15 protein-coding genes and 1 pseudogene are annotated in these 21,944 nt (G+C 64.3%); 4 read left to right on the forward strand and 12 right to left on the reverse strand.

Annotated features, from left to right (window positions below):
* Window positions 1-171 precede the first annotated feature (171 nt).
* From J3P76_RS24930 to J3P76_RS24940, 3 genes are all read left to right on the forward strand, one after another.
* Window positions 172-1,092, forward strand: a complete 921-nt coding sequence (locus J3P76_RS24930; protein ID WP_039593629.1) for a hydrogen peroxide-inducible genes activator — start codon at window positions 172-174, stop codon at window positions 1,090-1,092.
* A 9-nt stretch (window positions 1,093-1,101) separates the two neighbouring features.
* Complete coding sequence (gene recG / locus J3P76_RS24935) at window positions 1,102-3,177, forward strand: ATP-dependent DNA helicase RecG (RefSeq protein ID WP_420767151.1); 2,076 nt, start codon at window positions 1,102-1,104, stop codon at window positions 3,175-3,177.
* 78 nt (window positions 3,178-3,255) lie between these two features.
* The gene (locus tag J3P76_RS24940; protein WP_420767150.1) at window positions 3,256-4,653 is read left to right on the forward strand and encodes an aminoacyl-tRNA deacylase and HDOD domain-containing protein; all 1,398 of its coding nucleotides are present in this window, start codon (window positions 3,256-3,258) and stop codon (window positions 4,651-4,653) included.
* A gap of 163 nt (window positions 4,654-4,816) precedes the next feature.
* Here J3P76_RS24940 and J3P76_RS24945 read toward each other — a convergent pair whose 3' ends face one another.
* Window positions 4,817-5,197: a helicase gene (locus J3P76_RS24945; RefSeq protein WP_434608847.1), complete on the reverse strand. Its 381-nt coding sequence runs from the start codon at window positions 5,195-5,197 to the stop codon at window positions 4,817-4,819.
* 225 nt (window positions 5,198-5,422) lie between these two features.
* Here J3P76_RS24945 and J3P76_RS24950 point away from each other — a divergent pair.
* Window positions 5,423-5,593: pseudogene (locus tag J3P76_RS24950) on the forward strand (DUF6124 family protein); the annotation flags it as partial.
* Window positions 5,594-6,118: 525 nt separating this feature from the next.
* On the opposite strand, the gene tagQ reads toward J3P76_RS24950, so the two are convergent.
* From tagQ to tssJ, 11 genes are all read right to left on the reverse strand, one after another.
* A complete protein-coding gene (tagQ, locus tag J3P76_RS24955; RefSeq protein WP_420767147.1) occupies window positions 6,119-7,060 on the reverse strand; it encodes a type VI secretion system-associated lipoprotein TagQ in 942 nt (313 codons plus the stop codon).
* 85 nt (window positions 7,061-7,145) lie between these two features.
* Window positions 7,146-8,873, reverse strand: a complete 1,728-nt coding sequence (locus tag J3P76_RS24960; protein ID WP_434701349.1) for a formylglycine-generating enzyme family protein — start codon at window positions 8,871-8,873, stop codon at window positions 7,146-7,148.
* A complete protein-coding gene (locus J3P76_RS24965) occupies window positions 8,866-10,062 on the reverse strand; it encodes an ABC transporter permease (RefSeq protein ID WP_434608843.1) in 1,197 nt (398 codons plus the stop codon). Before J3P76_RS24965 ends, J3P76_RS24960 begins: the two co-directional genes overlap by 8 nt.
* A complete protein-coding gene (locus J3P76_RS24970; protein ID WP_420767175.1) occupies window positions 10,062-10,778 on the reverse strand; it encodes an ABC transporter ATP-binding protein in 717 nt (238 codons plus the stop codon). The genes J3P76_RS24965 and J3P76_RS24970 overlap by 1 nt, the downstream gene beginning before the upstream one ends.
* Window positions 10,778-13,840 (reverse strand): serine/threonine-protein kinase, encoded by a 3,063-nt coding sequence (locus J3P76_RS24975; RefSeq protein WP_434701350.1) that lies wholly within the window; start codon window positions 13,838-13,840, stop codon window positions 10,778-10,780. Before J3P76_RS24975 ends, J3P76_RS24970 begins: the two co-directional genes overlap by 1 nt.
* Complete coding sequence (locus tag J3P76_RS24980; protein WP_434561609.1) at window positions 13,837-14,568, reverse strand: PP2C family protein-serine/threonine phosphatase; 732 nt, start codon at window positions 14,566-14,568, stop codon at window positions 13,837-13,839. Before J3P76_RS24980 ends, J3P76_RS24975 begins: the two co-directional genes overlap by 4 nt.
* Window positions 14,569-15,222, reverse strand: a complete 654-nt coding sequence (gene tagF / locus J3P76_RS24985) for a type VI secretion system-associated protein TagF (protein ID WP_434608839.1) — start codon at window positions 15,220-15,222, stop codon at window positions 14,569-14,571.
* Complete coding sequence (tssM, locus tag J3P76_RS24990; RefSeq protein ID WP_434701351.1) at window positions 15,219-18,719, reverse strand: type VI secretion system membrane subunit TssM; 3,501 nt, start codon at window positions 18,717-18,719, stop codon at window positions 15,219-15,221. The genes tagF and tssM overlap by 4 nt, the downstream gene beginning before the upstream one ends.
* Window positions 18,716-20,020 (reverse strand): DotU family type VI secretion system protein, encoded by a 1,305-nt coding sequence (locus J3P76_RS24995; protein WP_434701352.1) that lies wholly within the window; start codon window positions 20,018-20,020, stop codon window positions 18,716-18,718. The genes tssM and J3P76_RS24995 overlap by 4 nt, the downstream gene beginning before the upstream one ends.
* 6 nt (window positions 20,021-20,026) lie before the next feature.
* Window positions 20,027-21,361 carry a type VI secretion system baseplate subunit TssK gene (gene tssK, locus J3P76_RS25000; protein ID WP_420767139.1) on the reverse strand — a complete coding sequence of 445 codons (1,335 nt, stop codon included), beginning with the start codon at window positions 21,359-21,361 and terminating at the stop codon, window positions 20,027-20,029.
* A gap of 15 nt (window positions 21,362-21,376) precedes the next feature.
* Window positions 21,377-21,883 carry a type VI secretion system lipoprotein TssJ gene (gene tssJ, locus J3P76_RS25005; protein WP_434608831.1) on the reverse strand — a complete coding sequence of 169 codons (507 nt, stop codon included), beginning with the start codon at window positions 21,881-21,883 and terminating at the stop codon, window positions 21,377-21,379.
* Window positions 21,884-21,944: the final 61 nt, after the last annotated feature.

The raw sequence follows: 21,944 nt of genomic DNA on the forward strand, positions 1-21,944 counted from the left end.
GAGCAAGCTCCCTCGCCACAATCAAACAAAGGCATCGAGAGATGCCTTTTTTCATATCCGGCAACGACCACACAGACATTCGACAGTGTCGCACCGCGCCTCCAGTCTGATAACGTGCGTCTATCGATTGCAGCCGGTATGCTTGGCTCGCAACTTCACGGACGTTTCGCCATGACCCTCACAGAATTACGCTACATCGTGACCCTCGCCCAAGAGCAGCATTTCGGCCATGCGGCCGAGCGTTGCCATGTCAGCCAGCCGACACTGTCGGTGGGTGTGAAAAAGCTTGAAGACGAACTCGGTGTGCTTATTTTCGAGCGCAGCAAAAGCGCGGTGCGCCTGACCCCGGTCGGTGAAGGCATCGTGGCCCAGGCGCAAAAGGTCCTGGAACAGGCCCAGGGCATTCGCGAGCTGGCCCAGGCCGGCAAGAACCAGCTGACCGCCCCATTGAAAGTCGGCGCGATCTACACCGTTGGCCCGTACCTGTTCCCGCACCTGATTCCACAACTGCACCGGGTCGCCCCGCAGATGCCGTTGTACATCGAAGAAAACTTCACCCACGTGCTGCGCGACAAGCTGCGCAACGGCGAGCTGGACGCAATCATCATCGCCCTGCCGTTCAACGAAGCCGATGTCCTGACCCTGCCGCTCTACGACGAGCCGTTCTACGTCCTGATGCCGGCCCAGCACCCCTGGACCCAGAAAAAAACCATCGACGCCGGTCTGCTCAACGACAAGAGCCTGTTGTTGCTGGGCGAAGGCCACTGCTTCCGCGACCAGGTGCTGGAAGCCTGCCCGACGTTGACCAAGGGCAGCGAAGGCGCCAAACACACCACGGTGGAATCCAGCTCTCTGGAAACCATTCGCCACATGGTTGCTTCCGGCCTGGGCATTTCCATCCTGCCGTTGTCGGCGGTGGACAGCCATCATTACTCCCCCGGCGTGATCGAAGTCCGCCCATTGACCGCGCCCGTGCCGTTCCGCACCGTTGCCATTGCCTGGCGCGCCAGCTTCCCGCGACCCAAGGCCATCGAGATCCTCGCCGACTCGATCCGCCTGTGTTCCGTGGCCAAGCCGCCCGCCGCCAAGTAAGCCGCTGCCATGACTGAGCTGTCGAAAGTGCCGGTCACGGCACTCAAGGGTGTCGGTGAAGCCATGGCCGAAAAGTTGGCCAAGGTCGGCCTGGAAACCCTCCAGGACGTGCTGTTCCACCTGCCGCTGCGTTATCAGGATCGCACCCGCGTGGTGCCCATCGGCCATTTGCGGCCTGGGCAGGATGCAGTGGTGGAAGGCACCGTCAGCGGCGCCGACGTGGTCATGGGCCGGCGTCGTAGCCTGGTGGTGCGCCTGCAGGACGGCACCGGCGGGCTCAGTCTGCGTTTCTATCATTTCAGCAATGCGCAAAAGGAAGGCCTCAAGCGTGGCACCCGCGTGCGCTGCTACGGCGAGGCGCGGCCCGGAGCCTCGGGGCTGGAGATCTATCATCCGGAATACCGCGCCATCACCGGCGACGAACCGCCGCCCGTCGCGGAAACCCTGACGCCGGTCTACCCGCTCACCGAAGGCCTGACCCAACAGCGCCTGCGCCAACTCTGCCAGCAGACCCTGACAATGCTCGGCCCCACCAGCCTGCCGGACTGGCTGCCCAAGGAGTTGGCCCGGGACTATCAGCTCGCGCCACTGGCCGACGCGATTCGCTATCTGCATCACCCGCCCGCCGATGCAGATGTGGAAGAGCTCGCTCTCGGACATCACTGGGCCCAGCATCGCCTTGCCTTTGAAGAACTGCTGACCCATCAACTGTCCCAGCAACGCCTGCGCGAAAGCCTGCGCTCGCTGCGCGCCCCGGCCATGCCCAAGGCGACGAAGCTGCCGGCCCGTTACCTGGCCAACCTCGGTTTCACCCCCACCGGCGCGCAGCAGCGGGTCGGCAACGAAATCGCCTACGACCTGAGCCAGCCAGAGCCGATGCTGCGGCTGATCCAGGGCGACGTCGGCGCGGGCAAGACCGTGGTCGCCGCCCTCGCCGCGCTGCAAGCGTTGGAAGCCGGTTATCAAGTGGCCTTGATGGCGCCCACGGAGATCCTGGCCGAGCAACATTTCATCACCTTCCAGCGCTGGCTCGAACCTCTGGGCATCGAAGTCGCCTGGCTGGCCGGCAAGCTCAAGGGCAAGAACCGCGCCGCCGCCCTCGCGCAAATCGCCGAGGGCGCGCCGATGGTGGTCGGCACCCACGCTCTGTTCCAGGACGAAGTGCAGTTCAAGAACCTGGCCCTGGTGATCATCGACGAACAACACCGCTTCGGCGTCCAACAGCGCCTGGCCCTGCGGCAGAAAGGCGTCGGCGGGCGCATGTGCCCGCACCAGTTGATCATGACCGCGACGCCGATCCCACGGACCCTGGCGATGAGCGCCTACGCCGACCTCGACACCTCGATCCTCGACGAACTGCCTCCCGGTCGCACGCCGGTCAATACCGTGCTGGTCACCGACACCCGGCGGGTCGAAGTGATCGAGCGCGTACGCAGCGCCTGCGCCGAAGGCCGGCAAGCCTATTGGGTGTGCACCCTGATCGAAGAGTCGGAAGAGCTGACCTGCCAGGCAGCCGAGACTACTTTTGAAGACCTCACCGCCGCCCTCGGCGAGTTGAAAGTCGGGCTGATCCACGGCCGCATGAAGCCTGCCGAAAAAGCGGCGGTCATGGCCGAGTTCAAGGCCGGCGTCCTGCAACTGCTGGTCGCCACCACCGTGATCGAGGTCGGCGTCGATGTTCCCAACGCCAGCTTGATGATCATCGAAAACCCCGAGCGCCTGGGCCTGGCGCAGTTGCACCAGCTGCGCGGCCGGGTCGGCCGGGGCAGTGCCGCCAGCCATTGCGTGCTGCTTTATCACCCGCCGCTGTCACAGATCGGTCGCCAGCGCTTGGGCATCATGCGCGAAACCAACGACGGTTTCGTGATCGCCGAAAAAGACCTCGAACTGCGCGGCCCAGGCGAAATGCTCGGCACGCGCCAGACCGGTCTGCTTCAATTCAAGGTGGCCGACCTGATGCGCGACGCCGACCTGCTCCCGGCGGTTCGCGACGCCGCCCAGGCGCTGCTGGAGCGCTGGCCCGACCATGTGAGCCCGCTGCTGGATCGCTGGCTGCGCCATGGGCAGCAATACGGCCAAGTGTGAGCACGCGCTCAGTTTTCTGGACGCGCCTTCTGGACAAGCTGGTTATACTGACCCACTTGTAGAATACGGACACCGACCATGACCGAAGCTGCCCTCGTCCCCGTAACCCCGCACGCTCCGTCTGTTATTCGGCAATTGCTCGAAAAACTGGGCATCGCCTTCGACGAAATCATCGAGCGACCGGGCCTGAATCCTGCTCGCAAAGTGCAAGCCGTGCTGCTGCACGATGCCGTCGGCGCGCTCATGGTCCTGTTTCCACAAAATCAGTTGCTGGACCTCAACCGTCTGGCCGAACTCACTGGCCGCAAACTCACGGCGGTGCCGACCGAGCGCCTGGAGCGCATGCTGGGCAAGCACAGCCTAAGCCTGCTGCCGGGCCTACCCGCGCTGACCAGCTCGCCATGCCTGTACGAAGAAGGCTTGCTGCGCGAGCCCAAGCTGCTGATCAACTCAGGCGAGCCGGGGCTGCTGCTGGAAGTCACCAGCGAAGCCTTCAAGACCATGCTCACCAAGGCCAGCGCCGCGACGTTTGGCGAACCCTTGGGCAATATCTCCCCGAACCTGGACCGCCCGGATGACGACCGCAAGGAAATCACCCAAGCCGTTCAGGCATTCACCGCCCGGCGTATCCAGCAACGGCTGGAAGAGACCATCGAGATCCCGCCGCTGGCCGAAACCGCGCAAAAAATCATCAAGCTGCGGGTCGACCCTGACGCCACCATCGACGACATCACCGGCGTGGTCGAAACCGACCCCGCACTGGCCGCCCAAGTGGTGAGCTGGGCCGCATCGCCGTATTACGCATCGCCGGGCAAGATCCGCTCGGTGGAAGACGCCATCGTCCGGGTGCTGGGCTTCGACCTGGTGATCAACCTGGCGCTGGGCCTGGCCCTGGGCAAGACCCTGAGCCTGCCCAAGGACCACCCGCAACACACCACGCCGTACTGGCAGCAATCGATCTACACCGCCGCCGTCATCGAAGGCCTGACCCGCGCCATGCCCCGCGCCCAGCGCCCGGAGGGCGGCCTGACCTACCTGTCGGGCTTGCTGCACAATTTTGGCTACCTGCTGCTGGCCCACGTCTTCCCGCCGCATTTCTCCTTGATCTGCCGGCACCTGGAAGTCAACCCGCACCTGTGCCACAGCTATGTGGAGCAACACCTGCTGGGCATCAGCCGCGAGCAGATCGGCGCCTGGCTGATGCGCTACTGGGACATGCCCGACGAACTGGCCACCGCCCTGCGCTTCCAGCACGACCCCCACTACGACGGCGAATACGCCGCCTACCCGAACCTGGTGTGCCTGGCCGTACGCCTGCTGCGCTCACGCAGCATCGGCTCCGGACCGGATGAGGACATCCCCGATGCCCTGCTCGAACGCGTTGGGCTGACTCGGGAAAAGGCCAATGATGTGGTGAGCAAGGTGCTTGAAGCCGAGGTGCTACTGCGGGAATTGGCTTCGCAGTTCAGCCATTAAACGCAGCGGCACAAGGGCTGTTGTGGCGAGGGAGCTTGCTCCCGTTCGGCTGCGCAGCAGACGCAAAACCTGCCGACGCGATCCGTCAGCGCAAACGCACTAGCCTATTTGGGGCTGCTTCGCAGCCCAGCGGGAGCAAGCTCCCTCGCCACGGGGTTCTCGACTAGACCTTCTTGGCCTTCCTCGGCTTCAAATACTTCATCAACCCCTGAAACCAGATCACCAGCGCCGGATTACCCTTGATCTGGATCGACTTGTCCTGGATCCCGGTCATGAACGCCAGTTGCTTGTTCTTCGCCTGCATCGTGGCGAAGCCATAGCCTGCATCCTTGAACGCGATGGCGAAGGCCGGCGTTGGATAAACACCCGACTGGCTGGTGATGCGCTGGTTCTTCACGGTGAAATACCGAGCGACCTTGCCGTCCAGGGTTTGCAGTTGAAACACCAGCTCCTTGTCGCCCAGCTGCTGCTGGAAAGCCGGATTGGTGCGGCTGGCCTTGCCCATCAACCACCCCAGCATCCACAGCAAGAAACGAAATTTCATTGGCACAGCCTCGTGAGAAAAATGAACGGCTGGCGCAGTTTATCGCTTCTCCAGCGGAACGCCATCATCGAATCCGGTTTAAGGAAGATCGGCTATCTTTTGCGCATGATGACTGCCAAGTCATGTTTAGAAGCGGCATTCCATGGCCTTCAGACCCGTCGGAGATTTCCTTCAAAACGCCGGGCTGTTCATGAACTAGGCAGGGCAACCGAGCGCGGCTAACCTCTATTCGTCATCGCAAAAATCGCCGCCGACCTGGCCGACGACATCGACGAATCACGCCGCTGTGTAGCCCTGGCGATCAGTCGAATGGCTGATGGGGTTCAGTTGTTGGTTGAGCGCGCGCTGGATCATTTGGAGACGAAGGGGGTGGCGGCGTCTGCAGCCAAGGGATAGGACGGACATAGTGGCAAGCTGAACCGACGCCTTCGCGAGCAGGCTCGCTCCCACAAGGGATCGGGGTTGTCGCAAATATTTCAGTCACCACAAAACAAATGTGGGAGCGAGCTTGCTCGCGAAAGCGGTCGATCAGTCGCTATCGATGCAAGCTGAACGGCCGCCTTCGCAAGCAAGCTCGCTCCCACAGGGGAAACGCGGTCCCACCGAGAGCCAGGTCGGCTTCAAGGCCGCCTCGGCTCGGCTTTTGATCTGTCAGGCCCCGTTAACCACGATGGCTGAACGCAGGCATTGTGGAGTGGGCAACCCGGCATGGATGCCGGGTTAGCCGCGCTGGGTCATGGATGACCCTTCGCGGCGGGCCCACGGAGCAATGCCGGAGTGAGGGCATGCCGAGCCTAGGCGAGGCACCGAGTGGTGGGGCCAAGCTTTTTTGCTCACTTTTTTTGGCGTCTGAAAAAAAGTGAGTCGCCGTAAGGGCGAAACCCTAAGCAGCCGTTACCGCAGCAACGGATATGCCCCCGATCAAACATTCGGGCAAGGCACCGGTGCCCAATCGCCCAGGTCCGGGTTTTTGCACATGCTGTTCACCTGCGTAGTACCCGCGCTGGCAACCTGTTTGCTTTCATCCTGCTTGGCCTTGGCGGTCTGCAGGGTCTTCTCGGTAGCGACCGCTTCTTTCGGCACGGCTGGCAGTTCTTTCTTCTTCGCCGGCGTCACTTTCTTCTTGGTCTTGGTGCTGGTCTGCGCCGCCACAACCTGCGTGGTGTCGGCAGTGGCCACGGTCACCACGTCAGTACGCTGCACACCCACTTGCTGCAGGTCCTTCTCGTAGGCCTGGGTGTAGTTGTTCAGGTCTTCGGAAGCCTTGCCGTTCACCGCGACGATCAGGTCATTGGATTCTTTCAGGCCGGCAACGATTTCTGCCAGGCGCTTGCGGCCTTCGGTGTCGTTGACGGTCTTGGCCTTGCGGTCGGCGACCAGTTTGCTGAACGCGTTCTGGTAGCACTGTTGCGACGCCTTGGCGTAGGCGGTGCTGCGGTCGATGTCCGAAGCGCTCTTGCTGACGTCGGCGGCGTAGGAGGCGATGCGCATGTTGTCATCGGCGATCTGCTTCTGGCGCTCGGTGTAGTAACCGGTAGCGCCACCGGCCAAGGCGCCGCCCGCGGCACCGATGGCGGCGTTACGGCCACGGTCTTCCTTGTCGGCGGTCAAGGCGCCCAGCAGCGCACCACCGACGGCACCGACGGCTGCGCCGGTGACGACCGACTTGGTCATGTTCCCTTCGGTGGAGCGCAGGTGCTGCACCGGCTCGTAGCAGTTGGGGTAGTACTCGACCTTGGTGCTCGAGGCGACCTTGGACGTCGGCGACGAAGCGCAGCCAGTCAGTACGGTGCTGAAGCCCACAGCAACCATCAGCAAATGACGCTTGGAAACCGAAGCAAAAGGTTTACGGGAGAAAAGCATAGTTGTGTTCTCGTTTAAGTTTTGACCAGCTCAGCACGGCCCCATCGCCGCCTGAGTCCCTTCCAAGCTCGCTGACAACGAACACTCAAGACCGCTGAGCGCTCGATGCGAGCAATTGCTTCAATATCGCCGCCGGGTCGGCTCGTTTCTGCTGACGATAATCCCCGACATGGCGAACGAATAACGTTGCACGCGCCACCAGGCTCTTGCCCAGTACCGGTTTGCGCTCAAGCTCTTCCTTGATGCGCTGCAATTGCGCCTGGATCACGGCATCGGTGTAGCGCGTGCCGGTCGCCAGGTTGTCGATGTAGATCGCCACCGCGCCGTCCAGCGCACTGCGACCATTTTCAATGGCCGTGGCAAACAGCGTGGCGCTGGCGTCGTCCTTGGCATCCAGGGCCGCCTGCCGACTGTTCTGCAGGTTGGTCAGGCGAATGTTGTAGTTGTTGATGGTCTCGGCCACCAGGGCCGAAGACTGGATCAGGTTGCCCGCCGCTTCCTCGCGCTGTTGGGCGATGAGCGAGACGTTGCGCTTGAGCTCTTCGTTGACCAGGCCCAACTCCGCTTGAAGGCGCGGGTCGACGCTGGCGGCGATGATGCTGTCCAGACGCTTGGTCGGGTCTTCGGCGTCGTCGATGGCGTCGGTCAGGGACGCGAGCCGGCCCTCTTTCTGCCACTGGGCGAACAGTTCCTTGTAGCGCGAACGCGGCGCCGACAACGCGCCGACAGCCACACGGAAACCGGTGGTTTCGTTGTTTTGCTCGGTGCCGTCCGCGGCGAACAACGGGTACTCGCGGCGCATGCCGGTGAACAACGTGCCCTCGCCTTCCAGGTAGTTGCCGCCCTTGACCACGAAGCCGCCATAGGCGCCCTGACGGCGACCGGCGTGCACCAGCTGGAATGATTCCTGGACCATTTCGGCGGCGTTGCCCACCACGTCGAACAGGCCGATGGGGTTCGGCAACTTGGTGCCGATGGGCATCAAACGCGCCGCTTGGCCCGTGCCGCCGGCGACTTGGTTGAACACTGCCCAATCGGCCAGCGGCCCGTCGCTTTCACTGCCTTCAAGGCGCCGGGGGAACAAGCGCCCTTCCAGGTCCTGACGGCTCACAGCTTGCCCACCTCGGGCGGCGAACTCCCACTCCACTTCGGTGGGCAGGCGCACGAAGCCCAGGCCGCCGTCTTCGGCGGATGCGCCGCGACCGCTCACTGGCAGCAGGTCCTTGTGGTATTTCATCAGCCAGGCGCTGTACACCGCCGCAAAGCGCTCGGCCTCGAATTTCGACAGTTTCACCTTCGGCAAGCGCCCGGCCATACCCTGGGGCAACTCGGCTTGCAAGGCTTCGCAGGCCGGCGCCGGCTCGCCGCTGGCCAGGGATTGCGCCTGGGCCATGACCTGAGCGTACTGGCGAGCGGTGACTTCGTATTTGCCGATGAAGTACAGCATCGGCTTGAGCGGCGTCTTGGCGTCGGTCTTGGGCATCAACGGCGTGATGGTCTTGTTCCAATCCTTGGGCAAATCCTTGAGGGTGAACTGGCCATTGATGAAGTCACGCCGGTAGCCGGAAATGAACGACTGCTGGTAGCCGGCCTCGCCTTCGCTGAACGGGTAGCCGAGGCTGATCTCGCGGTCGTCCAGGGTCCCTTGGGCAAGAATGTAGACGTAGCGAAACACCATTTGCCCTTCACACGGCAGCGGCAGGCTGACGTCGTCGGGCAACGGCTTGGGGTTGTCCAGCTTGTCCGTGCCTTCATCGGCACAGACCAGACCGGCCAGGCTCAGCGCCACGGCGGCGCCCAATAACTTATACATCGCGAATTCCTTCACATGCCTGGATGCGCGCCACCCGCCAGCCGCCACACGCCGCCGCGACGGCGCTGATGCCGAGCACGGCCACCAGGGCCAAGGTGTAATGACGCACCAGCAGATGGCTGGCGTACTCGCCGGGCATCTGCGCAAATAAATAATTGAGGCCCGACTGCGCCAGGCCATACAGCCCGGCGCTCAGCAGGGCCGCAAACGTGGCGCTGTAGAGCGCCTGCAACACCACGAACAACAACAGCGCCGCCGTGGACACGCCCAGCAGGCGCAGCACCGACAGCTCCCGACGCTTGCGCTCCACCGCTGCCAGGGCCCCGGCAAAAATCGCTGCGAACGCGCCGGCCAACGCCAACCCGGCGATGATCCAGAACACGATCGACAGGTTGCGGCTCAACGATTGCACCTGTGCGATGGTCTGGGCCTGGGTCGACACCAACAGGTTCTGCCTGGCGAAGTACTGGCGCAGCGGCTCGACATCACCAAGGTTGCGCGCGTACAGGCGGAACGCCGGATAGACCCGCTGCCCAACCTCGCCCACTGCATCGCCCGGCCAGCCGAACGCGGGCACGGCACGGCCGTCGCGGTAATCCTCGGCGGCCTCCAGCAACGCCAGCGGGGCAAACAGGCCGTCCCGGGCGAAGGCTTCCAGTGGCAGCACATGCATCACCTGCACGCGAGCGCGCTGCGCCTCGCTGCGACCGGCCACTTGCCGGCCGAAACCGGCCTGCAACCAATCACCAGCCTTGGCGCCGAGTTTCTCGGCGGCGGTCTGGCTGAGCACCACTTGATCCAAGCCCTGCGGCACCGGCAGGCGATCGAACAAAGGGTCGCCAGCGGCCGTGGGAATCATCTCGACCGTGACGGCGGCAGCCTCGCTGCTCAGATCCGCCGTGGCCGCGATCTGTCGGGTGCGCGGCAAGGCGAAGGCGACGTCGCTGCGCTGTCCCAATTGCTCGACGAAGGCGGCACTGAAACGGCCACCGCCCAACGGGATGATTTCCCGGGTAGCCGGGTCACGTTCCAGACGCTCGGTCAGGCTGCTGACCAGGCCGAACTTCAGGCCAAACAGCACCAGCAACGGCGCCACCACGGCCACCAACGCCAGCACCGAACACGCCGACAGCCAAGCGTCGTTGCGGTAATCCTGCCAGGCCAGGGAAGCCACCAGCGCGCCGCGCATCAGCAGGCCTCCCCGAGCGTAGCGGTGACGCCGCCGTCGGCATCGCGGCGGCAACTGATGCGCAGCACTTGCAAGCCGCTGGCGCGGGCCAGCGCCTCGTCATGGGTGGCGACCACACAGCAGACACCCTGCTCGCGGGCCTGGGTGACCAACAACTGCATGACGCGCTCGGCGTTCAGCGGGTCGAGGGCGGCGGTCGGTTCGTCGGCCAGCAGCAGGCGCGGGCCATGGGCCAAGGCGCGGGCGCAACTGACCCGCTGGCGCTGGCCGACGGAAAGATCCGCGGGTTTCTTGTCCAGTTGATCGGCAATGTCCAATTGTCCGGCCAGGCGCTTCACGCTGCCGTCATCCTTCAAGCCCAGCAGTTTGCGCGACAACGCGATGTTGCCGCGTACGTCCAGGAAGCCCAGCAGGCCACCGGTTTGCAGAACATAGCCCAGGTGGCGGCCGCGCAACTCAGCCAAGGTGCCTTGTTGCGACGTGCGCCACAGTTTGGCGATGTCCAGCGGCGCGTTGGCCGGCGTGAAGTCGAACTGCCCCGCCTGATCCGGCGCCAGCACCAGCGCCAGCAAGTCCAGCAAGGTGCTCTTGCCGCAGCCGCTGGGACCGACCACCGCCAGCTGTTCACCGGCGCGCAGTTGCAGCCGTGGAATCACCAGGCTGTAGCGTTGGCCACCGGCGCCCCGGCTCTTGTGCACTGCGCTCAGGTTCAGCATCACGGCAGCGTCGACAACGGAACGCGGTACAAGGCGTCGCCCGGCTCGGCATCGCCGAAGCGCACCCAATTGGCGAGGTCGTTGTGGAAGGTTTCGTAGAGGCGGATCTTCGATTCCAGCTCGTCGATGAAATCCTCCTGCTCGGCCACGCTCAACGACAGCCACAAATCCTGGGTCATGTTCAGCGATTTGCTGCGGTACGGCAGCCCTTCCAGGTACTCGCCGAGAATCCCACCCGTGGCGAGGTTGCCCCCTTTGCGCAGGGCCGATGGGTCGCGGCTCATATAGGCGCTCGCGCTGGCGATTTCCTGGAAGAAATCCTTGGGCGAGCTCTGGGTTTTGCGGGCCGCGTCGACGATGAGTTTCAGCGATTGCTGCAGGTCGTTGAGTTGCAGCTTGGTCAGCATTACGCAGACCTGGAATGCCGGCAGCGCCGGGTTGGTCAGGTCGCGGTCGGCGGTCCAGGCGCTGACCAATTGCGGCGCCTGGCTGGCGGCTTTGCGCCCCAGGAAGTCCATGTGCATCGCGTAGCCGACCGCTGCCGATTTGTCGGCCAGGCTCGGCGCGGCGCTGAGCAGCGGCACGCTTTGCGGCTTGTTGCTGCGCACCTGGTGGACGAGGTCGGCGAACACCGAGCCGATTTCGTCGACCCGCTCGCCGAACTTACGTACGTCGGCACCCGGCACCGCAATGTACAGGTCACCGATTTGCGGGTTGGCGTCGGCAGTCAGTGTGCGGTACTGGGACTGTGCGCCGGCGTGGGTTTTCTTGCCGGCGTCGCTGAGCAGGTGCAGGGCGTATATCTTGATTTGCTTGCCCAACGCCGCCTGGCGCACTTCGGCCTCGTTCATTTGCGTGGCGGCAAATGGGTCGTTCTTGCGCAGCGCACCGGCGTCGGTGACGAGCAGGATCAGCCGGCCGCCGTAGCCGGACCAGTCCATCCCTTCCACCGCCTCCATGACACCGGCAAACGCATCTTCATTGAACGAATGGCTCGACACGGTAGATGCCTTGACCTGCCGCGCCATCTCCAGGAAGCGTTGCGGGTCGCGGCCCTGTTCCAGGGTGATCAAGGTCTTGGCGGTGTATTCCAGGCCTGGGGTTTTCTTGATGCTGCTGCGAAAACCCACCATGCCGAAACTGACGCTATCAAGCTCGCCACGTTCGCCGATGCGAGTCTGCAATTGATGCACCACGTCACGGACCTGATCGATGTAGGGCTGCATGGACACGGTGGTGTCCACCACCAGCACCACGGCGGTACGGAACGCGTCGGCGTTGGCGGCAGTGACCGGCGTGTTGGTCGCAGCCTTTTGGGCGGTGCCAGGGTCGATGGACGCCACGTTCAGCAACTGCACCGGCTGTCCGTTATCGTCGAAGCTCTCGCGGGAATCGAAGATTGGCAGCAGATAGAACTGATTCTGCGGCACGGCGCTGGCGGCCGGCTCCAGAGCCAGCACTTGCTGATCGTCCTGGGGGTTCTGCTGAGCTTTGAGCAACGCGTTTTTGGCGGCGGCCGGGTTGGCCAGTAGCTTCTCCACTTCGCCGGGCTGACGCAGGAACATCACCGGCGCACGGCCGGAGCGCTCGGTGAACTTGAGCACCAGGCTCTGTTTCCAATCGCTGACCTGAGCGGCGGGCAACCAGCCGTCGCTGCGCCCGTCGGTGGCGGCGCCGACGCGCACCCAGGCGCTGCCGTCCACGTCCTTGCGCTGGTAGACGTACAGCACGGAGAACGCCGGCAACGCCTTGCCCGGCGCAGCGCCAGGCTCGGCGGCCAACTTGGCCCCCGGTTTGCTGAGCACGCGCTGGAACAGGGTTTTCTTGCCAGCCATCAGCAGCGGACGCTGGCCGCCATCGGCATCGGTCGCCACGGGCGGCTTGACCGCAGGTACGTCAGGGGCTTTCGGCGGGGTGACTTCCGGGGGCTTGGCCGAGGTCGTCTTGGCAATCGGCGTTTTCATCTCTTTGCCGTCATTGCCAGACAACCACCAATAACCCGCGCCACCCAGCGCCAACGCCACGGCCACCGCAACAGCCGCGAGGGCAAACACCGGACCCTTGCGTTGCTCCGAAACCGTGGATTGCGCTGTTGGCTTGAGCGGCGGTGGCACAGGCTTGGGTTGTGGCGGCGAGTAAGCCGGGCCGCTGGGAATGTCGATGGACATGGGCGTCAAGCCCGCCAAGTCATCCACCGCAGGCGGCACGACCGGCAGTTCAAACGACAACGGCCGGATCAGCGTCGCTTCCGACGATTGCTCCGGCAAGTTATCCAGCACCCGCAGCAGCGCCGCCGCATCCGGGAAACGCTCCGCCGGATCCTTCGCCAGCAACTTGCGCAGCACGTCCTGGTAACGGCCATGGTGCACCGGCAGTTCCGGCAAGGGCTCGGTCAGGTGCGCCAGGGCCGTGGACAGTGCATCGTTGCCGGTGTACGGCAACTTGCCGACGAGGATTTCATAGAGCACCACGCCCAAGGCGTACAGGTCGGCGCGACCGTCGATGTCTTGCCCACGGGCCTGTTCCGGGCTCATGTAGCTCGGTGTGCCAACGGCGAAACCGGCTTGGGTGAACTGGGTGCGGTCGTCCAGGGATTTGGCGATGCCGAAGTCCGACAGCACCGCCGTGCCGTCGGCGCGAAAGAGGATGTTGGCCGGCTTCACGTCGCGGTGGACCAACCCCAAGCCGTGGGCATACCCAAGGGCCGAGGCGATTTGGCGAATGTAGGTCAGGCCCTGCTCCGGCGTCAGGCCCGCGGCGATGCGTTCCTTGAGCGTGCCGTTGGGCAGGTATTCCATCGCCATGTAATACAGCTCACCGACGTTGCCGATGTCATGGATGGTGACCGTGTGCGGGTGGGACAAGCGCGCCAGGGTCTTGCCTTCGCGCAGGAAACGCTCGCAAAACGTCGGGTCAGCGGCCAGGGCTGCCGCCATGACTTTCAATGCCACCTTGCGCTCCAGCGAACGCTGGGTCGCCAGGTACACGCTGGCCATCGCGCCTTCGCCGATCTCGCCGTCGATGTCGTAACCGGGGATGACAAGGTTAAGGGTCAAGCTCATGACGGCACCTTCACGACGACCACGGTGATGTTGTCCGGCGCGCCGCGCATCAGGCCCAGGGACACCAGGCTACTGGCGATCTCGCCGGGCTCGTCGTGGCTCAATACTTCACGGATTTCCTCGTCCTCGACGGTCTTGGTCAGGCCGTCGCTGCACAGTAGGTAGCTGTCGCCGGGCACCAGCAGCAATTCGGCCAGCGCCAGGTTCAGTTGCGCCTCGACGCCGATGGCGCGGGTGACGATGTTGGCGCGTGGATGCACGCGGGCTTCGGCTTCGCTGAGCAGGCCGCTGTCTTGCAAGTCCTGGACGTAGCTGTGGTCCCGGGAAATGCTTTCGAGCACGCCATCGCGCAGGCGATACAACCGGCTGTCACCGGCCCACAGGCACATGCCGCGCAGGTCGCGGGCGGCCAGTACCACCACGGTGCTGCCCATCATGGTCACGCCACGGTTGGCGGTTTCTTCGCGCACGGCGGCGTTCACCCGCAACAGGTCGCTTTGCAGTGCCGCGATGTATTCATCCAGGGAACGGCCCACGGCAATGCTGCGCAGGCTGTCGATGATCAGGCTGCTGACGTAGTCGCCCGCCGCGTGCCCGCCCATGCCATCGGCGACCACCCACAGGCCGTTTTCAGGCATGTCCAGGCAGGCATCTTCGTTGACCTGGCGGACCATGCCGACGTGGCTCTTGCTTGCAGACTTGATTGCTTTTCCGGCACTTGGACGCATCTACACAACACCTTCTTGGCCGAGCAAAAATTGCGCAAAATCAGCCGCCGCCGGTAATCCCTGGCAGCGCATCAAACCGGGCGCGATGCGCTCCGAACCCAGGCCCCACCACAGGCTTGCGCCTTCACAGGCCGACTCGGCCAGGGCGCTCATCCTTCGCTGCGGATCGGTGGCATCGAAACGATGCAGGCTGGCGAAGCGACTGCTCAAGGTGCGCGGCAGGCACATTGGGCTGCCAAGGGTTTCAAGCTCTTCGCTGAACGCTTCGAAACTGGCTTCCACGCTCAATGTGCTCAGCAACAGGTTCTCCACTCGCCCGAACCAGTCGTCCGCGCCACCGACCACCGAGGCTGGGTCCGCCTCCGCGTCCATCAATACCGCGACGGTCAGCGGGAAATAGCGCCCGACCCGGTCGATGCTGGGCATCACCACCCCGACGGCAGCGTCCGGGCCGCACACGCCGGGCGCGACCATGAAGCGCCATAGCGGGCTGACCAGATAGGCGTCCAACCAACGCTCGCCGAGGCTGCTCTGGCTGGCGAGCAAACCCGCCGCCAGCCAGGAGTCCCACGGTTTGATAAAACTCTGGGGCAAGCCTCGGCTGACGAAATCCCCGCGGCTGGCCAACTTTCCATAGAAGCCCGGCGTACTCATAGACGCTCCGGCAGGCTGAAGCCGCTGAGCACGCGGCTCTTGAACGGGTTGAAAGCACTGTTGGCCCGCAGCTCATAAGAGGCGCTTGCGCCATCGACCCGCAGGCGCAGGTTGAAGCGATCCGGCGAGTTGCCGGCGGTCAGGTCCGATTGTTCCAGCAGGCGGAACCAGGCCCATGGCCCATCCAGGGTGATACCGGAACGACCGCTGGAGGAAGGTGGCATGATCGAAATCCGCACCACGCCGATGCTGCCGGGGTTCGGCCACTGCAACGCGGTCGGGCGGCTCGGGCCGTGGTCGTAGCTCAGCTGCTGACCGTCGAGGTCGAGCAGGAACTGGGTGATGGTCGAATCCATCGCCACCGGCTTGAGCTCGAAGCGCACCATCGGCTGGGTGCCGCCGGAGCGGAAAAACGCATCGCGGATGGTCGCCGCGCGCTGGAAGGTCTGCAACACGCCAGGAGAAATCCCGAGCTTCTGCGCCGCGCCCGGCTGCCAGCGCCAGGTTTGCGCCGAGGTATCCACGTACGGTTGCAGGTACTTGCGGAAGTAGTTGTCCATCACCCCGCCGACGCCGAAGAACTGGCCGAAGTCATCCAGGGTCGCGTCCCGCGCACTGCCTGGCGACATCGGGTAACGCCCGGCCAGGGACTGGCGGTAGATGTTCACCACTTCGCTGGTCCAGGCCGCGTTCAGTTGATTGCGCACCCCGCCCATCATGGTGTTGGTGGTGGAATTGACCACTGACTTGACCAAGCCCTGCACAAGTGGCGGCTGGCGTTCGGCGTTGAGGCTCACCCGGGTAGCGGCGGCCGACGCCTGGTTCTTGGCCTCGCCGAGCAAGGCATCGCCGCTGGCGCCGACCATGGCGCTGACTTGCACGTACAGCGCGTTCATGTCGGACAACAGGCCGTCGATGGCCGCCGGTTCGCCTTCGTTCTTGTTGACGATGCTGTTGAGCTCGGCGAAATGCGCGGTGATCGGATCATCGCTCGCCGTCGGCGCGTTCGACGTCGCCTGTTCCTGGCCGAGCAGGCTGCCGAGGCGCTCCTTGAGCTTGTCCACGCTGCCCTCCACCGGCGCACCTTGGGCGGCCAGCAGGCGCTCATCCTGTTGCAGGTCGGTTTCCTTCGCCACTGCCACCAGCAGTTTTTTCAGCGGCGAGGTCGGGCCGGAAATCACCCGCAGCACATCGGCGGCCTGGGCCACGCTGGTGATCGGCACGAAGTCGATGTCGGCCAGCAAGGCGTCCCATTGGCGCATGTAGTCCTGGAAATACAGGCGACGCACATCGGCGGCCAGGCTGGCGACGTTCTGTTGGTCGGCCTCTTCATGGCCCAGCACCCATTGCTCTTCAGCCAAGGTGCCAGTCTGGCTCAGGCTGCTGAGCAAAAAGCCCTGGCGATACCCTTTGACCGTGAAGAACCCACTCAACGGTTCGCCCAACGGCTTGCCGCTCTTGCGGCTGAACACCAGCGCAGCGTCACGCCCGGCGGCTTCGTTGATGCGGAAGTCCGGAATGCCTTCTGGCAGCTTCTGGCGCTTGATGCGGTCGTAGACGCGCTGGGCCACCGGCAACTGTTGCAACTGGCGGCGCAGGTCTTCGATCAGCCGTGGGTCCAGGCGCGCGGTCGGCGGACGCCGTTCGAACAGTGCCTGCAAATGTCCGGTCAGGGCTTGGCGCTGCTCGGCTGGCAAGTCCCGTGGCAAGCTGCGATCCCAATCCAAAGCGATCCAGGCCTTGATGAAGTCGGCGTCGTAATGCTCGTTATCGGCGAGCATCAGATAGGCCTTCAAGCCTTCGTAGAGGAAGTCCGAATTGCCGCCGCTGTGCAGTTGCTCTTCGATGCGCGTCAGCAGGCGTGGCGCGAACACCGCGATCAACAGCTTGCGGTAGACGCTACCGGACTCGGCTTCCAGCATGTCGCCCTGATAGAGGCCCAAACCTTCAGCCCAATCGGGGGCGTCGTCGGCCAGGTGTTTCACGGCGTTGAGCAGCGGCAACACCGCAAGCACGTCGCGCTGGGCCGGGCTGAGGTTCTGCACGGTCTGGCCCAGCGGCGCGACCTTCTGGTCGACCTGGGCGATGTAGGCCTGGTTGGCGCGATAGCTGACCCACCACAACGTACTGACCACCAACACCAGCACGACGGTTGACGCGAGCACGCCACGAGCGATCCACTTGCGCCGGCGCTCGACTTTCGGGTCCACCCCCACCAGCCCGCGCTCGGCAAACGCCACGGCGCTGAACAGTTTTTCGATGAAGTAGCTGCGTCCGGTGCCGGTCTGGCGCGCCAGGTGCTGGCGGTCCAGGTTCATGCTCTGGGCCATGGAGCCGATCAGACGATCGATCGGGCTGCCTTCCTGGGTGCCGCTGGTGAAGTACACACCGCGCAGCAATACCCGCTCTTCAAAGGCGTTGGGTTTGAACACGCCGTCGAGGAAGCTTTGCAGGCAATCCTTCAACGCACCGAACTGCTGCGCGAAGCCGTAGATCAGGTCGCGCCGCGCCGGGTCGCGCTCTTGTTGCAAGCGCTCGACCAAGCGGTCGTTCAGGCGCTGTTCCAACAGGGCGAATTCGCTTTGCAGGTGCGCCAACGGACTGTCGTTGCTCTTGCCATCGTCCAGGGCGAAGGTCATGCCCCAGACCTGGGCGCGTTCTTCCTTGCTGAGGCTATCGAAGTACTCCATGAAGCCTGGCACCAGGTCGAGCTTGGTGAGCATGAGGTAGACCGGGAAACGCACGCCCAGTTGGGTGTACAACTCCTGGATGCGCAAGCGAATCGCCGCGGCGTGGGCCGCGCGTTCGGCGTCGCTGCCCAGCAGCAGGTCCGAGAGGCTGATGGCGATGAACGCGCCGTCGATGGGGCGACGTGCCCGTTGTTTTTTCAGCAGGCCGAGGAAGCCCAGCCATGCTGCCTTGTCGACGGCCGCGTCACTGTCCTGGGTGGTGTAGCGGCCAGCGGTGTCGAGCAGCACGGCCTGGTCGGTGAACCACCAGTCGCAATTGCGCGTACCGCCGACGCCGCGCACCGCACCGGCGCCGAGCTGCGCGGCCAACGGGAAATGCAGGCCGGAGTTGACCAGCGCGGTGGTCTTGCCGGAACCGGGCGGGCCGATGATCACGTACCACGGCAGCTCGTAGAGGTTGCGCCGCTCGTCACCGCCGAGCTTGGCTTTCTTGAGCAACGCCAAGGCTTCGTCCATGCGCTGGCGCAGGGTTTCGAGTTCCTCGGCGGTGGCGATGCTGGTGGGGTCCGGCGGCGTCTGCGCGGCCAGGCTGCGCATCACTTCGGCGGCTTGGCGCCGAGCCTGGATAATGCGCAACACCCGGTAGGCGATCCACACTGCGAACACCAGAATGATCAACGCCCAGCGGCGGCCTTCAGGCACCAGCCAATCGAGCAGCGGGCCAACGAACCAGATGATCAGGCTGAGGGCGATCAGGCCCAGCAATGGAATGACCCAGCGGATCATGAAACTGAAAAACGCCTTCACTCGACCCCCTCCGCCAACACTGTGATTTCAACCCGTCGATTGCGCGCGCGCCCCTCGGTCGTGGCGTTGGACGCCAGCGGCTCGGTGTCGCTGCGGCCCTCGGCGCTGAAGCGCTCGGGTTGGCCGGTCTTGGCCGAAAGAATGTCCAGCACCGACCGGGCCCGCGCCTCGGACAAGGCCCAGTTGGACGGGAATCTCAGGGTGGCGATCGGGCGATTGTCGCTGTGGCCAGTCACCAGCACCTGGCCCTTGACCTTGCGCACCGCGTCGGCGATGCGCAGCATCAGCGGTTGGAAATCGTCTTTGATGCTGGCGCTGCCGGAGGCGAACAGTTCATCGCCACGGATGGTCACCACCGAGCGGTCGACGGCGTCTTCCACGGCCACCTTGCCGGAGCGGATTTCATCGGCGAGGAAACCGGCCAGGCGTGGGCGCTCGATCAATTTGGGCTGAACCACTGGACGGTCGATGGTCTGCACCGGGATTTCACCGAGGAAGTGGATGTTCTTGAACACCGGCTCGGCGTCGGAGGCCAGCTTCATGCGCAGGCCGAACAGCAGCGCCAGCAGCAGCGCCGCGCCGATGGCCACGGCGATCCACGGCGGCATGAATTGCGCCAGGCGATCACGGGCCACGGTGACACCGCGCCAGTGCGGCGACAGCTCGCGCTCGTAGTCGCCACGAGCGCTGCGAATGACGCCCGCGGTACGCTCGCGCAACGCCTCCAATTGACTGCGGCCGTCGTTCATTACCCGATAACGGCCTTCGAACCCGAGGCACATGCACAGGTACAAAAGCTCCAGCAGATACAAGCGCTCGCGCGGGCTTTGCAGGCAGTGCTCCAGCAACTGGAACACCTTCTCGCCGCCCCAGGCTTCGTTATGCACGGTGATCAAAAGGCTTTGCTTGCCCCAATCGCTGGTGCCACCCCATGGGGTGCTCAACACCGCTTCATCCAGGGCGGTACACAAGGCGTAGCGGGCCAGCAACACGTCGTTGCGCACCACGCCGGCGGCCTCGGCGCGCTCTTCGAACTGGCGCAGGTAGGCCAACAGTTGCGCGCGCAAGCTGGCCGGCGCCGGGTGGGCGATGGTGTTGCGCAAGCGCGTCAGCAGGGCCAGCAACGGGCCGGCGGCGCCTTCCAACGGGTTGAGGCCCTGGGCCTTGCCGGTCAGGACCGGCGCGGCCGGCATCGACAACGGCGCGGGCGTCGGCTGTTGGCGTGCCGGGTCCGGACGGAACGGATCCGCGCCGCGGCCACCGGGCGTCGGCATGAACTGGGTACGATCGTCGTTGCTCATCGCGGTTTATCCTCGGATCGCCCAGAACGCCAGGTTCAGCCCCGGGAACTGGCCGGCGATGTGGAACGCAAAGCCGCCGGAGTTGCTCAACTGCTGCCAGTGATCGCTGCCCCGGTCGAGCTCGTAATAGGTGGAACCGGCGTGGTACGGCAGTTGGCGTGGCGCTACCGGCAACGGCAGCAGGCCGATGCCCGGCAATTGCAAGTTGACCAGGTCGCGGATGTGCTCCACCGAGCCGACCTTGCTCTGCTGGCCGAACCGGCCGCGCAGGGTTTCGGCGGGCACGTCGGCGCGTACCACCAGGATGAAACTGGCGCTGTCGAGCAGGGTTTTGTCGGCCAGCATCGCCACGTGAATGCCGTAGGCTTTTTCAACAATCGGGATCGGCGTGGCCTTGCTGTCGATCAACATCGACAGGGCCTCACGCAAGGCCTGCATCACCGGCGCGTAGCTGAGCGCCAGGTCATCGTGCTGGTACTGCGGATAGGGCTGCGGCCGCCGTGCTGACGCGGTAAAGGTCGAGAATTCTCCCGCCAGGCTGACGAGTTCGCTGTAGAAGCGCTCGGGGTGCAGCGGCGTCAACTGGCTCAGGTGCTGGATCAGCGGCTGGGCGCGGTTGACCAGTTGCAGCAGCATGAAATCAGCGATCTCCGAGGCGCCACCGGCCCCCGAGGCCACCACCCGCCCGGCCAAGGCTTCACCGCGTTGATGCAGCAGGCCCAGCAGTTCGCTGCGAAACGCCGCCAGTGGCTTGGAAGCCGCCACATCCAGCAGCGGTGGAATGTAGCTGTCGTCGAGGACCAGGGCCCGGTCGGCGCGTTTTTCCTTGATGCGCACCACGCCAATCGCGGCGTAGTCGCCGATGCCATCCTGTTCGGTCAACAAGCGCAACGCCCGGGAACCCACGGCCACCGGCGCGCGGTTTTCGAACGGCGCGTTGTCGTCGCGCACTTCACACACCTGGCTGACATAACGCGCAGCACCGAGGTCTTCACCTTCGTCCACGGTGTCGCGGGCACCGGCGCGCTTGAGCGGCAACGCCAGGTACACCACGCCATCGCGCAGGTTGTCGTCGATGTTCAGTGGGGTCGGCGCCAAATCATCCTGGGGAATGTTGAACGGCGTGCCGTCCGGCAGCAGGCCCCGCGCCGAGAGGATGGCCAGCTTGCCCTGGGCCAGCAGGCCCTGGTCGATCAGCAATTCGGAAAAACCCCAGGCACCGGCCGACAAGGGGCGGCTGCGGGCGTCGATGAGGTTTTCCAGGTAACGGTCATGCTGCTGGAAGTGCTGCGTTCCAATGAACATGCCTTCCGACCAGACCACGCGATTGTTCCAGGACATGGGGGCTCCGATTCCTTATTGGGCAGGGCTGGATGGGGGAACGACGACGGCGCTGCGCACGGCGCGCACGTCGAGGCTGATCTGGTATTCGGTGTATTCGCGCGCCGGTACATTCATCACCGTGCGCCATAGCGACTGGTCCAACTCGCGATAGCCCACCAGTATTCCGATGTGCCGAGTGGCCGGGTCGAGCTCACGTTTCAGGCTCAATTGCTGGTCCGGCTGGATCAGCACTTCGTCCTGGTCGATCAGGTCCGCACCGAGCGTCGCCTGGGCCCGCTCGGCCAAGGCGAAATAATCGGCGCGGCCAAAAGTGGCCGCATTCTTCAGTTCAAAAATACGCACCCGCACCGGCGCTGGCTGGCCGGAGGCACCGGGGTTGAGCCCGGCGATGGAATGGAAGTGCAGCTCGACGGCGGCGGTGTCGGCCTCAGCTTCTTCGGGCTGGGGTTGGGCCGCATCCTTGGCGCACGCCGTCAGCAGAAGCGCTACGGCGACTGCGAGTAAAAACCTGGGGATCATCCTGCGTCCTCAATGACGTTTGAGCTATCCGTTGTTGTCTTGATCAGTATCGTTAAGGCGG

Source organism: Pseudomonas sp. D1-36 (assembly GCF_051132205.1).
In the GTDB taxonomy this organism is placed as follows: domain Bacteria; phylum Pseudomonadota; class Gammaproteobacteria; order Pseudomonadales; family Pseudomonadaceae; genus Aquipseudomonas.

Coding starts and splice junctions, on each gene's coding strand:
- J3P76_RS24980 (WP_434561609.1), bottom strand. CDS start 14,568: ATGCGTCCAAGTGCCGGAAAAGCAATCAAGTCTGCAAGCAAGAGCCAC.
- J3P76_RS24940 (WP_420767150.1), top strand. CDS start 3,256: ATGACCGAAGCTGCCCTCGTCCCCGTAACCCCGCACGCTCCGTCTGTT.
- tagF (WP_434608839.1), bottom strand. CDS start 15,222: ATGAGTACGCCGGGCTTCTATGGAAAGTTGGCCAGCCGCGGGGATTTC.
- tssK (WP_420767139.1), bottom strand. CDS start 21,361: ATGTCCTGGAACAATCGCGTGGTCTGGTCGGAAGGCATGTTCATTGGA.
- J3P76_RS24970 (WP_420767175.1), bottom strand. CDS start 10,778: ATGCTGAACCTGAGCGCAGTGCACAAGAGCCGGGGCGCCGGTGGCCAA.
- J3P76_RS24975 (WP_434701350.1), bottom strand. CDS start 13,840: ATGAGCTTGACCCTTAACCTTGTCATCCCCGGTTACGACATCGACGGC.
- tssJ (WP_434608831.1), bottom strand. CDS start 21,883: ATGATCCCCAGGTTTTTACTCGCAGTCGCCGTAGCGCTTCTGCTGACG.
- recG (WP_420767151.1), top strand. CDS start 1,102: ATGACTGAGCTGTCGAAAGTGCCGGTCACGGCACTCAAGGGTGTCGGT.
- J3P76_RS24995 (WP_434701352.1), bottom strand. CDS start 20,020: ATGAGCAACGACGATCGTACCCAGTTCATGCCGACGCCCGGTGGCCGC.
- J3P76_RS24945 (WP_434608847.1), bottom strand. CDS start 5,197: ATGAAATTTCGTTTCTTGCTGTGGATGCTGGGGTGGTTGATGGGCAAG.
- J3P76_RS24930 (WP_039593629.1), top strand. CDS start 172: ATGACCCTCACAGAATTACGCTACATCGTGACCCTCGCCCAAGAGCAG.
- J3P76_RS24960 (WP_434701349.1), bottom strand. CDS start 8,873: ATGTATAAGTTATTGGGCGCCGCCGTGGCGCTGAGCCTGGCCGGTCTG.
- J3P76_RS24965 (WP_434608843.1), bottom strand. CDS start 10,062: ATGCGCGGCGCGCTGGTGGCTTCCCTGGCCTGGCAGGATTACCGCAAC.
- tagQ (WP_420767147.1), bottom strand. CDS start 7,060: ATGCTTTTCTCCCGTAAACCTTTTGCTTCGGTTTCCAAGCGTCATTTG.